This is a genomic window from Terriglobales bacterium (genome assembly GCA_035651655.1).
Lineage (GTDB): Bacteria > Acidobacteriota > Terriglobia > Terriglobales > Acidobacteriaceae > DASRFG01.
In genome coordinates this window covers 310,205-323,312 of the sequence record DASRFG010000023.1, presented here as the reverse complement: position 1 = coordinate 323,312, position 13,108 = coordinate 310,205, and the positions used below count along the sequence as shown (strand labels likewise).

Annotated in this window: 11 protein-coding genes; 9 read left to right on the top strand and 2 right to left on the bottom strand. The window is 56.7% G+C overall.

Annotated elements, in window-relative coordinates; translation table 11 throughout:
• Positions 1–190: 190 nt before the first annotated feature.
• Both VFA76_09840 and VFA76_09835 read right to left on the bottom strand, forming a co-directional pair.
• Positions 191–1,390, bottom strand: coding sequence for an aminotransferase class I/II-fold pyridoxal phosphate-dependent enzyme (locus VFA76_09840; protein ID HZR32139.1), 1,200 nt, complete (start codon positions 1,388–1,390; stop codon positions 191–193).
• A gap of 76 nt (positions 1,391–1,466) precedes the next feature.
• On the bottom strand, positions 1,467–2,417 hold the full coding sequence (locus VFA76_09835) for a branched-chain amino acid transaminase (protein HZR32138.1): 951 nt from the start codon (positions 2,415–2,417) through the stop codon (positions 1,467–1,469).
• A 128-nt stretch (positions 2,418–2,545) separates the two neighbouring features.
• Here VFA76_09835 and VFA76_09830 point away from each other — a divergent pair, with 128 nt between their 5' ends.
• From VFA76_09830 to thrB, 9 genes are all read left to right on the top strand, one after another.
• On the top strand, positions 2,546–3,310 hold the full coding sequence (locus VFA76_09830; protein ID HZR32137.1) for an SDR family oxidoreductase: 765 nt from the start codon (positions 2,546–2,548) through the stop codon (positions 3,308–3,310).
• A 222-nt stretch (positions 3,311–3,532) separates the two neighbouring features.
• Positions 3,533–7,081 (top strand): carboxypeptidase-like regulatory domain-containing protein, encoded by a 3,549-nt coding sequence (locus VFA76_09825; GenBank protein HZR32136.1) that lies wholly within the window; start codon positions 3,533–3,535, stop codon positions 7,079–7,081.
• Positions 7,081–7,338, top strand: coding sequence for a hypothetical protein (locus VFA76_09820; protein HZR32135.1), 258 nt, complete (start codon positions 7,081–7,083; stop codon positions 7,336–7,338). Before VFA76_09825 ends, VFA76_09820 begins: the two co-directional genes overlap by 1 nt.
• Positions 7,339–7,398: 60 nt before the next feature.
• The gene (locus VFA76_09815) at positions 7,399–7,647 is read left to right on the top strand and encodes a hypothetical protein (GenBank protein HZR32134.1); all 249 of its coding nucleotides are present in this window, start codon (positions 7,399–7,401) and stop codon (positions 7,645–7,647) included.
• 1 nt (position 7,648) lies between these two features.
• Positions 7,649–8,851, top strand: coding sequence for a pyridoxal phosphate-dependent aminotransferase (locus tag VFA76_09810; protein HZR32133.1), 1,203 nt, complete (start codon positions 7,649–7,651; stop codon positions 8,849–8,851).
• Positions 8,852–10,189 carry an amidohydrolase family protein gene (locus VFA76_09805; protein ID HZR32132.1) on the top strand — a complete coding sequence of 446 codons (1,338 nt, stop codon included), beginning with the start codon at positions 8,852–8,854 and terminating at the stop codon, positions 10,187–10,189.
• Between the two features lies 1 nt (position 10,190).
• The gene (locus VFA76_09800; GenBank protein ID HZR32131.1) at positions 10,191–10,595 is read left to right on the top strand and encodes a cupin domain-containing protein; all 405 of its coding nucleotides are present in this window, start codon (positions 10,191–10,193) and stop codon (positions 10,593–10,595) included.
• Between the two features lie 158 nt (positions 10,596–10,753).
• Positions 10,754–12,091, top strand: coding sequence for a threonine synthase (gene thrC / locus VFA76_09795; protein HZR32130.1), 1,338 nt, complete (start codon positions 10,754–10,756; stop codon positions 12,089–12,091).
• The gene (thrB, locus tag VFA76_09790) at positions 12,088–13,056 is read left to right on the top strand and encodes a homoserine kinase (protein HZR32129.1); all 969 of its coding nucleotides are present in this window, start codon (positions 12,088–12,090) and stop codon (positions 13,054–13,056) included. The genes thrC and thrB overlap by 4 nt, the downstream gene beginning before the upstream one ends.
• Positions 13,057–13,108: the final 52 nt, after the last annotated feature.

Sequence of the window (13,108 nt, the reverse complement as noted above, 5' to 3'; positions counted from 1 at the left end):
TCCCTTATTTTGAAGATTTTTTGGCAGAGTGGCTCAGCTACACAATCCCATCGTGTCCTCAGTAGTTGGATGGCTATTCGCTAAGGGCGGTGGGCCCAAAATCGAGAGCAGGAACGGCTTGCAGCAGAGAAGCCGACGTGCAGAGACTCTACTCTGCAGTTCAACTTGCGACGGTCGAATCCATGCAGGTCTACCCTACGTGGGCGTGCTGCCGAGCGGTGATGGCAGCGAATGCCTGGTCGAGATCCGCGATCAGGTCATCCGCGCTCTCAATTCCGATCGCCAGACGCACCAATTGATCGCTGATCCCCATCTTCTTTCTTTCCTCCGGCAGGACCATGGCATGAGATGTGAGCACGGGGATGGTAACCAGCGAGTCCACCCCACCGAGACTGGGCGCCAAAGCGAAAAGATTGAGTGACTCTACAAACTTCCGAGTATCTTCGCCGCTGCCATCAACCTCAAAGCTGAGCAGGCCACCGCCGCCATTCATCTGCTTGGCAGCGAGCGCATGCTGAGGATGAGTGCTCAGGAAAGGGTAGTGCACGCGCTTTACCCGCGGATTGTTTGCCAGAAATTGGGCCACGCGAAGCGCGTTTTCATTCTGCCGCTCCACCCGAACTGCCAAGGTCTTAATCCCGCGCAGGAGAAGAAATGCCGCGTGCGGGTCCATCACCCCGCCCAGTTCGGTGCGGGTGCCATGAATTTCGTGAATCAAGTCGCGCCGTCCAGCGGCGACGCCACAGATCAGGTCGCCATGGCCACCTAGATACTTGGTTGCCGAATGCAGCACAACATCCACCCCAAACTCTGCGGGCCGCTGATTGATGGGCGTGGCAAAAGTATTATCAATCAGCGTGACCAAGTTGTGCTTTTTTGCGATTCCCACCGCGCGTTCCAGGTCCAGGAGCTTGAGGGTTGGGTTAGTGGGTGACTCCAGATACATCAATCGTGTGTTGGGCCGGATCACGCGTTCGAATTCTTCGACCTGCGTGGTTTCAACAAACGAGGTTTCGATTCCCAACTTCGGCAACCACTGGCTAAAAAATTTGAGGGCGCCGCCATAAAGATCGGCTTGCGCAACAATGTGATCGCCTTTACGAATCAACGCCAACACTGAAGTGGTAATGGCTGCCATTCCGGAAGCGAATAGCAATGCAGCATCGGCGCCTTCCAGGCTCGCAATGGCTTCTTCGACCACGGTATGGGTGGGATTGCCATATCGGGTATAAAACCGGTCGCCAGCGATGGCCGCGGTCTGCTCGTCGTTGTCGGCCACCTGGAATGTCGAGCTCTGATAAATCGGTGTGTTGATGGGGCCGCTCTTATGTTCCGGCAAGGATTCACCGCGCACTGCAACGGTCTCAATCCGATATTTTTTGCGTGACATGATTCAGCTCCTGGCTGCAGCTTCGGGCGAAGCTCTGCGTAATTCGATGACTAGCAATCTGTCGAGCTACAATATTTCAAACCACTTTTGACGCAGTTCGGCCCTGCCCGACTTCCACCGGAGTCAGCCATTCAGTCGAACGCCGGTGTCGTCCCCGCGTAAGCGCCTCAAATTCATCCTGCAGCGCAAGCGTTATCGGACCAGCCTTCCCGGAGCCGATTTTGCGGCCATCAATTTCGCGCAGCGCGATCACTTCGGCAGCAGTTCCGCAAACGAATACCTCATCAGCTATATAAAGCTGGTCGCGGGAGATCGGCTCCTCAACTACGGTGTGCCCCAGATCGCGCGCTAAAGTGATGAGAGCGTCGCGAGTAATGCCTTCCAGGATGGCCGCCGTGGATGGAGTGAAGATGGTGCCGCGTCGAACCACAAACAAGTTCTCGCCCGTGCACTCGGCCACATACCCTGTTGGGTCCAGCATGATGGCTTCGTCAAAGCCCAGCCGCTGTGATTCGCTTTTTGCCAGCACCGAGTTCACGTAGTTGCCGGCGATCTTCGCTTTGGTCATCGCGATGTTTGGGTGGTGCCGCGTAAACGAGGCGATGTTGGCGCGAATGCCGCGCTGCTTGGCCTCCTTACCGAAGAATTCCTTCCACTCCCAAACCGCAACCGCGAATTCCAGCGTTCCCGACTCGATCACCAGGTTCATGGCGCCGTCGAGGTGAATGATCGGTCGTATATAAGCGTCGCCGAAGCCATTGGCGGCCAGTGTCCTCTTAATGGCATCAACCACGCCCTCGCGCGTGACCGGAAGATTATGAAAGCCAATGACGTTTGCCGAATCGAGCAGGCGGTCCACATGTTCATCCAGACGGAAAATCGCAGGGCCATTCTGAGTGGCATACGAACGGATGCCCTCGAAGACGGCGATGCCGTAGTGCAGGCCGGCATTAATCAGGGGGACCTTTGCGTCCTTGGAATCGACCAAGGCGCCATTCATCCATGCATAACGGGAAAGCGGAGGCATTTGGGGTCTCGAAACTCAGCCTCCAGCGTACCTTTTGCGGCGCTACTTGGGCAAGTCATAGTTCACGAGGAGCTGCGCAGGGTTATTTGTATAATCCTTTGCCTATGGAAACAGGCTTGAAAGACCGAGTGGCAATCGTAGCCGCGTCGAGCCAGGGGTTGGGAAAAGCCACCGCCGAGGGATTGGCTGCGGAAGGCTGCAAGCTGGCGATGTGCTCGCGCACGCAATCCAGCATCGACGCCGCGGCTGCACAGATTTCCAAGAAGCATAAAGTGGAGACCTTCGCCCAGGCGCTGGATGTCGCCGATCCGGAAGCGGTGCGAGCCTTCGTTGCCAAAGTGGCAGAGCGTTTCGGTCGAATTGATATCTGTGTCACCAATGCCGGTGGTCCACCCGCCAAAGGCTTCCTGGCCACCACCCTCGAAGAATGGCGCCGAGCTACAGAGCTCAATTTCCTGAGCGCGGTTTATTTCGCGCACCAGGTGATCCCGCACATGCAGCGCAACCAGTGGGGCCGCTTCATCACCATCACCTCGGTCACGGTGAAACAGCCGGTTCCGGATCTTGTCCTTTCCAATGCTGTCCGTGCCGCAGTGGTTGGGTTGATGAAAAGCTTGTCCAACGAATTCGGTAAAGACGGCATTCTGGTCAACAATGTGAGCCCAGGCTACATGGCCACTGACCGGCTAAAGCAACTCGCTACAACCCGGGCAAAGGCCACCGGAAAGAACGAAAAGGAAATATTCGAAAGTTGGGCAGTTGACAGCGCGGTGAAGCGCGTCGGCGACCCTCGCGAATTTGCCGACACGATCGTGTGGCTGGCTTCTGAGCGGGCTTCGTATGTTACCGGCCAGACAATTCTTGTGGATGGCGGCGCCTACAAAGGACTTTAATCGCGCGTCTCCGAACCATAAAAATTCAGAGTTAAACTTGAGACCGTCTTTCCAAGTTGCCGTCTAAGGTGTAAACTTGCGGGCCAATCCCCAGTAAGGCTAGCCCGGGATACCGCTGATCTCAAGCTGTTTCATATGAAGCGGCGAGCTCGTGCATTCGTGTAGCCGAGCACTGCTGTTCGGAATAACCGCCCAGCGGAAAAGTTCAGGATGAGGTGGGTTATGAAAAGAGCTGCAAGCATTTTACTTTCGTTTTTGTTCTTGATGGCCTTACCCGCCAATGTTTTTGCCCAAGGCGGCGCTACCGGCGCCATCACCGGAACAGTGACTGATCCCACCGGCGCGGTTGTTCCCAACGCCGAAGTGCGCATCGTCAACAAAGGCACCGGGGAAGTGGCGCGCGTGGTGAAGACAGAGCCTAGCGGCGTGTTCAATGCTCCGCTGCTACCAGTCGGCAACTATGACATCACTGTTTCTGCCCCCGGATTCGCCAGCGGCACCGTAGCCGATGTCGTGGTCCGTATCACCGAAACCACGCGTATGACGGCGAGGCTGCGGCCAGAAACTGTTCAAGAGAAGATTGAAGTCACGAGCGAAGTGCAGACGGTGGAGACCACGACCGCCACCACTGGGGAGTCAATCAACGCCCGCACCATCCGCAACCTGCCCCTGGCGACGCAAAACTTTCAGCAATTGCTGACTTTGTCGCCAGGTACGGCCAGCGCCCTGAATGCTTCCGCATCCCTGGGCCGAGGCGATGTCCGCATTGAAGTGAATGGCCAGCGTGAAGACAACAACAACTATCAGATCGAAGGCATCAGTGCCAGCGACTACAACGTAGCCGAGCTCACCAATACACCGCTGCCGAGTCCGGACGTGGTGCAAGAATTCAAAGTCCAGACCAGTTTGTACGATGCCACTCAAGGTCGCAATGGCGGAGGCAACATCAATGCCATTCTGAAGAGCGGCACCAAGGATTTTCACGGTGATGCATTTGAGTTTTTCCGCAACGATGCGCTGAACGCCAATGAGTTTTTCCTGAAGGGACACGGCCAGCCTCGTCCGGTGGTGAAGCAAAACATCTTCGGAGGCAGCCTGGGCGGCCCGGTGCTGCCAAGCGGAAAACTTGGCTTTTTCTTCTTTAATTACCAAGGAACACGGCAGCGCAGCGGCTTGTCTCCGGGGACCTTCGTCAGCACCATTATCCCGTCGCTTCCCACGGATCGCTCCGCGACTTCATTGGCCACTACTCTTTTGGGAGGCCCAGCGTTTGCGAACAACATTGATCCTGTTGCCCTGAAGCTGCTGCAGTTCAAGAGTAACCAGTTTGGCGGCGCAGGCGGCGGCTGGCTGATTCCTTCCGTGCCTAATGGTCAACTGACCGTCAGTACCCCAGGAAAATATACCGATGACCAATTCACCGCCAATTGGGACCGCGAATTCCGCGGCGGCAATGACCACCTCTCCGGCCGTTTCTTTTTCTCCAACTTTGAGTCGCTGCTGCCTTATGGCGCAGGTGGACTGACCGCGACCCTCGGCGGAGGGATTGTGCCCAGTGACCTGAACTTCCCCTTGGACGAACCGGTGCATGATCGCTTTCTCAGCTTGGCGGAAACCCACGTGTTCAGTCCACGTGTGGTCAATGAGCTACGGTTCGGGTACGTGCGGATTGATAACAAGGCGATCAACACCCCGATCGTCAACGTAGGCGACCTGGGCATTAACCGGCCCAATGACAACATCTACAAGACGATTTACAAACTTACACTCTCCACCATTAACATCGGACCCACCCCGGGAGCGGACCAGAGCCAACTGCAGAACAACTACACCTGGTTGGACACGGTGAGCTGGACACGTGGCACACACCGCCTGCGTTTTGGCGGCCAGTATGACAAGATCCTGTTGGACAAGAACTTTCCGCAAACGTTTAACGGAGAGTTGTTCTTTGCGCCGTCGCCTCAGCCGACTTCGTTACCGGCGTTCGTTTGCGGAAAAGATCTTACGAATCCCGCAGTTCCCGCGCCGTGCTCCGATTTTCAGAACCTCCTGCTAGGCGCGCCCTTCTTTTCGTTTGGCGGAAGTGGCGTTTCCAACCATGAATACCGCATCAATGACTACGCGTTCTTCGGTCAGGACGACGTTAACCTCACCCCCAACCTGACCATGAATGCCGGCCTGCGGTTGGAAATCACCGGAGCAGTTCGTGACAATCTGGATCACATAGGTAATACGGTGGCCGCGCTAGCGGCGGCGGGACAGAGCCCGTTTATCTACCCAAAAGGTGTGAACCGATTCAAGATTCCTGGTTTCGTCGGCACTGCCAGCGAAACTACAATGAACAATAACTATGCGAGAAATTGGGGACCGCGCATCGGGTTTGCCTACGATGTTGGCGGTCACCACACCACTGCCGTTCGCGCCGGCTATGGCATCTTTTACGTGCGTGAGGACGTTGGAACCATTGATCAATTGTCCTTCACCACGCCCATTCTGCCGATCACATTTGCTTCTGGGCCTCCGGGAACTATGTCCACACTTTTCTCCACGGGACCGGGAAAACTTCCGGCCGCTGGGGTTATTGATCCCGCCTACGTCCCAGTGTACTCGCACTTTCAGGGCTTCGTGGACTGCGCATCGGGTGCTCCGACCACGGACACCACACAGTGCCCGGCTTTTGACGGCAATACCATTAACCTGTTCGGACTGGAAGTGCCGCGGCACTTTGTTTCCCCCAACACTCAGCAATGGAACCTCACGGTCCAACGTGAAATCAAAAAGGATTGGATCGTTGAGGTGGGATACGTGGGCACCAAGGGCACGCACTTGCGCGAAACTCGCGACAACATTCAGGCCAGGATAGCGAGTCCGAGCAACCCTATCGTGCTCACCACGCCCGGTGGGCAGACGTTTAGGATTACGGAAAATAGCGCGACCAACGCCGCGGCACGTTCCCCCGCGTTAGGTTTGGCACCCTCCGGTTATCAGCTTTTCGCGAATGACGCCTATTCGCACTATCATTCGTTTCAGACCAGCCTTACGCATCGCTTGTCTAAGGGCGTGTACGTGCTGACCTCATACACCTTCTCCAAAGCAATTGACGCCACCTCCAGCGGCAACACGGCATTCAACACCGCCTTCAACGATCAAACCAGCCTCGATGCTTCCCGTGGTCTCTCAGACTTCGACCGGACTCATCGTCTGGTTATCAGTTACACCTGGGACTTACCATTCTTTTCGACGGCAAAGGGATTCACCGGCGGGCTGCTGGGTCACTGGGCTTTGAGCGGGATTACCACCTTCCAATCGGGCGTGCCCTTCAGCATTATTGACTCTGCTGGTGGCAGCGCCTACTCGCTCAGCAGTCCCAACACCACCACGGCAAATCTGGCGCCGGGCGCAACCATTGACAGCGCGCTGACCCATGGCGGAACCGAAGATCGGCTCAACAATTATGTCAACATTAACGCCTTCGCGCCCGTCCCGGCGGTCCCTTTCGCCGCCGACGGTGTAAAGGGCTACGGCACTCTGGGGCGCAACATCTACCGCGGGCCGTTTCAGCAGAATTGGGACTTCTCATTGGCCAAGACATTCCACATCACCGAACGGCAGAACTTTAAGTTCGGCGCCGATTTCTTCAACCTGTGGAACCACCCTGCGTTCAACGCGCCCTCGTTCACTGACATCGAGAACCCGGCGAGCTTCGGCCATATAACTTCAACTGCTGGAACTCCGCGACTGATTCAGTTCTCCATGAGGTACGCGTTCTAATGAAAGGTCATGATCACGGCCGGATTCCGATGCTGGAGCGCGACCAGGTCACGCCCGAGATTCGCCAGCTTTACGACATTCTGCTCGAGCAGCGCGGCGTGGTGCCGAACATGTTCAAGACCATCGCGCACGACCCACCTCTAGCCTTGGGAATTGCAGGCTTTCTCAAGCCTTTGATGGGCGATGGCGCTTTGCCGGGATGGTACAAGGAGCTGGTGGCCACACGAGTGGCGCTGCTGCAGGGGTGCGATTATTGAACTTCTGCTCACTCTGCTTCGGCGAAGCAGAAAGGCGCCACCGACGCGCAGGTACACGGCTTGCAGGATTACGAGCGCGGACCGTATAAAGAATCGGAAAAGCTGGGCTTCCGGGCGGCTGATCGGCTGCATCGCTCGCCCTACGAAGTTGACGATGACCTTTACGCAGAGTTGAGGCGGGCTTACACCGAACCGCAAATCATCGAACTCATGTGTACCGCTGCCGCTTTCGAATTCTTCACCCGCTTTGTTGACGTTCTGCGGATTCCCACCACCCCGGTGCCAGCCCTGGCCGAGAGGAAGGCGTAACGTGCGCAAGCCAGCTTCGCGCATCGGCGTGATGAGCGGCGAAGGCGCGCTCTCGGTATTTGCGCGCGCCAAAGAACTGGAGGCCGCCGGGCGTTCGATCATTCACCTTGAGCTGGGCGAGCCAGATTTCCATCCCGCCGCCGATGTTGTTCAGTCGCTCAAGGACGCCCTGGATGCCGGCAAGGACCGCTACTGTCCAGTCATAGGAATTCCGGCGCTGCGCCAGGCTATAGCTGAGTATCTGCGGAATACACGCAATATTTCTGTAGACGCGCAGAACGTCGTCATCGCGCCGGGATGCAAAATTGCTCTCTTTATGGCGATGATGGCCTTGATCGAGCCGGGAGACGAGGTGCTCTATCCCGATCCTGGGTTTCCTGGATACGCATCCATTACGCATGCCTTCGGCGGAGTGCCGGTGCCGTTCCAGTTGGCTGAGCGCAACCAGCTCCAGCCTGATCCCCAGGAAGTGAGTTCAAGGATTACTTCAAGAACCAAAATCTTGATCACCAACTCGCCGGGAAATCCCACCGGCACGGTATACAGCGACGCTGTCCAGCGCCGGCTCGCTGAGCTCGCCGTGAGGCATGACTTGCTCGTCCTCTCCGATGAGATCTACGCCCGCATTGATTACACCAGTGGCTTCAAGTCCATGCTCAGCTACCCTGGGATGCAGGAGCGCACCTTCATTATTGACGGCTTCTCCAAAAGCTTCGCCATGACCGGATGGCGGCTCGGCTACGCGGTAGCCCCGGCGCGATTTGTTTCCGCTCTCGATATGCTGGCGGTGAATACCTATACCTGCGTCGCGGAGTTCACTCAATACGCTGCCATTGAAGCGCTGCGCGACCAGCAGGGAATGACGAAGCGGATGGTGGGCGAGTTTGCTGCGCGCCGCCAGCAGTTCATCGGTGATTTGAACCGCGTTCCCGGTTTCCGTAGCCTGCCTCCAGATGGCGCGTTCTATGCCTGGGTAAACGTTTCAGATACCGGACTCAGCGCCGAAGAATTGTGCCGGCTCATGTTGGAAGAAGCGGGCATCGCCGCCATTCCCGGAGCCGCATTTGGTGACGTGGGCAGGGAATTCGTGCGCTTCTCCTTCGCTTCCTCTTCCGTAATACTTAGAGAAGCGGTTGAAAGAATCCAGAAGCTCTCGTCGGTGTGGCGGCGTGCTACCGACCGGGAGCTGGCGGGTAAACCATAAATGAACCTTCGCCAATTCATTCGCGCGGTCTGCGTCTTCGCTGTTGCCGCATTCGCAACCTCGGCATGGGGACAGGCGCGGCCTTATCCGGGGCCTGATCTACAGGCCACGTATCAGCGGCTCCTTGCCGCGATCGAGAAGATTCCTATCTTCGACCATCACGCGCACCCTGGATTTCCGGATGATCCCGATGTTGACGCCATGGCCGCCCCGCCGGGAAGTGCTCCTTTGCGCGAGCGCCTGGATAATCCCGAACTTGTTGCCGCAGCTAAAGCACTGTGGGGCTATCCTTACGATGATCTTTCTACCGAGCACGCCCGCTGGCTCATAGATAAGAAAGCCGAGTTGAAGAAGGGCGGCGGCACCGCCTATTTCGATCAGGTACTGGACAAACTAGGTATCGAAACTTCTGTCGCCAATCGGGCAGCCATGCACGATTATTTGGATCCCAAACGTTTCCGTTGGGTCTTCTTTGTAGATTCCTTCATGTACCCCTTTAACAATCGACAATTGACCGGGCGCAATCCCGATCAGCAGGTCTACATTCCACTGCAGGAGAAAATGCTGCACCGTTATATGCAGCAGGCGAGCCTCAACCAGTTGCCGCCGAACTTCGACGGCTACTTAGCCTTCATTTCGCGCATACTGGAGGAGAACCAGAAAAAAGGCGGCATCGCCATGAAGTTCGAAGCGGCCTATTTCCGGCCGTTGCGCTTTGGCGATCCCAGCCGCGAACAAGTAGACCCGATCTACCGCAAGTATCGGATGGGCGGAGTGCCCACACTTGAGGAATATCGTACCTTCCAGGACTACATTTTCCGCTACTTGGCAAAAGAGGGAGGCCGCCTGGGCCTGCCGGTGCACATTCACACGGCGGTCGGGATTGGAGATTACTACAACATCAGCGAGGGCAATATCCTGAACCTGGAAAATGTATTGCGCGATCCTCGCTACTCTAATGTGACCTGGGTAATGATTCATGGCGGATACCCATACGAGCGGCAGGCCATCTGGCTGGCGGCCATGAAGAACGTTTACATGGATTCGTCGTTGATAGAGATTGATCTCTATCCCTCAGAGTTCAAGCACTCCTTGAAGGAATGGCTGGAGCTTTTTCCGGATAAAATCACCTTCGGCTCAGACGCCTTCCCGTACAATGAGGCCTTGGGGGCGGAAGAGAGCTACTGGCTGGGGGTACAGTCTGCCCGCATGTCACTGGCGGCGGCCCTGGCGGAGATGGTCTCAGCCGGCGAAGTGAACGAGACCAAGGCTTTGGAAATGGCGCACGCGTATCTGCACGACAACACCGCACGAATTTATCAGGAGAGGGCGCACTGACATGGCCACTGCCTCGCACACCAAAGGATCAAAAGAGGAAGCTTCCAAGGGCGAACTGAAGTACCTTCGCTGGAAGAACGTCGAGCTGGAAAATCTGAATCCGCTCCTCCAGCGGCAAATGGTGGTCGGCCAGGATGTGATGGTCGCAAGAGTGCTCCTTAAAAAGGGCTGCGTCGTCCCTCTGCACAGCCACTTGAACGAACAGGTCACCTACATTTTAGAAGGCGCCCTTAAGTTCGAAATTGACGGCAAAGAAATCGTTGTTTCCGCCGGCGAAGTGCTTTGCATCCCGCCGCATATGCCTCACAAAGCTACCGCCATGGCGGACACGGTTGATCTCGACATCTTCACACCTCCGCGTGCTGACTGGCTGGGCAAAACAGACGACTACCTGCGCCGCGGCTGACCTCATTCGCCGCGATTCCCCGACCAGCTTCTGGTCTATGATTGCTGTTCTCGTGTGCATTCCAATTCTGTGACCCTTGTTCAATGACTGACGCGGCCAAAGCCAAGACGCAAACCCTTCACGGAAGAGCGCCGAAGGGAAGTGCCCGGCAGAAAACAGTGGCTTCCTTTCGCTGCGTCGGATGTGGCGCTCTGACTAACAGCCCGGAGCAGAATTTTCGCTGTATCGCGTGCGGCGATCTGCTGGAGATTTTCTATCCGACCTGGACTTCGGCTGATGGTCGAGCGCATGCCCCCGATCCGAATGTCCTGAAGCAAACCTGGCTTCAGCGAAAGGTTTCGCGGGAGTCAGCCGATGAAAGCGGCGTTTGGCGATTCCGAGAATTGCTGCCCTTCGGCGATGACGAAAAAATCATCAGCTTGCGCGAGGGCAATACCCCGGTTTACCAGTTACCGCGCTGCGCTCGCAGTGCCGGAATGAAGCGGCTCTTTGCCAAGCACCAGGGCATGAATCCCACCGGATCATTCAAGGACACGGGGATGACAGTTGCCATTTCGGTTGCGGCGCAGAATGGCTTCCGTTGGGTGGCATGCGCCTCCACCGGGAACACCTCGGCTTCTATGGCAGCCTACGCGGCACGTGGCGGGCTGCGCTGTCTGGTGCTCATACCCGAAGGCCGAATTTCCTGGGGCAAGCTTGCGCAGTCCCTCGATTACGGAGCGCTTACGTGCCAGCTGCGCACCGATTTTGATGGTTGCATGCGCGTGCTTAATGAAGTAATGAAACAATTCCCCGTGTACCTTCTTAATTCACTAAATCCCTATCGCATTGAAGGCCAAAAGACGGCTGCAATCGAATTGCTGGAGCAATTGGACTGGCAGGTCCCGGACCATGTAATCGTCCCTGGCGGTAATCTGGGAAATTCTTCGGCACTGGGCAAAGCGTTTCTCGAATTGCGGGAGCTCGGGTTTGTGCAATCCTTGCCGAGGATCTCGATTATCCAAGCGGAATGCGCAAATGCACTGGTGCGAACCATGCAGGAGAATGGCGGCAAGAAATTGATCCCCGTGCAGGCGGAGACGCTCGCAACCGCAATTCGCATTGGCAATCCGGCCTCATGGAAGAAGGCCGTGCGTGTGCTGGAGGCAACAGGAGGACGCTGCGAACAAGTCAGCGAGGCAGAGATCGCCATCGCAAAAGCCGAGATCGGATCTGACGGCGTAGGTTGCGAGCCAGCTTCCGCGGTGACTCTGGCAGGACTGAAGAAACTCGTCCGCAACGGGTTCGTCAAGACAAACGATCACGTGGTTCTGGTCCTTACCGGCCACTTGCTCAAAGATCCTGAGTACACCCTGAAATTTCATCAAGGTGAGCTCTTCGATCCGCGCGACGCACAGCAGGAAGCGAAACTCCGTGTACATCGCCGTACGCCGCAGGTGCTCGATGCTGATGCGAGTGCTGTCCTGAAACTGCTGGAGCAGTCAGGCGCAGCGTGACCGTGCCAGAAAAAAGGAAATCCGCGCGCCTGCTGGATCTCAAGTTGCCGGCAACCTCCGCGAACCTGGGCCCAGCATTCGATGCGGCCGCCTTGGCCATGGACATTTATTTGCGCGTGGAAGCCGTCTCCGCCGACAAATTCTCTATCATTGCCCAAGGCCGAGACACCGGCATTTGTGAAAGTCTGAAAAATAATCTGATTGTGGAAACCTATCGTGAAGTTCTGCGAGCAGCAGGGAAGCAGCCACAACCCGTACATCTACACATTCGCAATGAAATTCCGATTGGTAAAGGCTGCGGTTCATCCGCCGCGGCGCGCCTTGCTGGAATTGCACTGGCGGTGCGTGTGGGTAAGCTTGGCTGGGATGACAACCGCATTATTGAAGAGGCTTCCAGACGTGAGGGACACCCCGATAATTCAGCAGCGTGCTGGCTGGGGGGCGTCGTAGTGGCGCGCATGGGGACCGGGCCGGCGAGCAAACTCGAAGCAGCGCGCATCAACCCCGCAAAATCGTGGCCTCTGCTGCTCGCCATCGCAGATCAGCCGTTCTCAACCGAAAAAGCGCGACGCGTCCTCCCCCAACAATACCCGCGTGCGGATGCGGTGGCTAACGTGCAGAATGCAATGCTTCTATTGGCGGGTCTTGTTCAGGGCAGCAATGAGCTCTTAGCCGCCACTCTGAACGATCGCATCCACGAGCCTTATCGCGGGCCGCTCTGCTCCCTGCTGCCAGTGTTGCGAGAACTGGCTCCCCGCGACGGCATCCTCGGAGTCGCGCTGAGCGGCGCAGGGCCATCGGTGCTGATGTTTCTCAATACAAGGAGTTCGGCTGAGAAGATCAAGAAGCTCGTCGCCGCACACCTTCGCAAACGTAATCTTTCGGCCGAGCTTTTGTTGACTTCGATTTCAGACCATGGAGCTACGCAAAGCTTCCGTTCGGCAGCGCTTTCGGAGCGCTCGTAAATTACCCAACTAACACTGGCATACTGTTTAACCCGCAAGGCCCACGAACCCC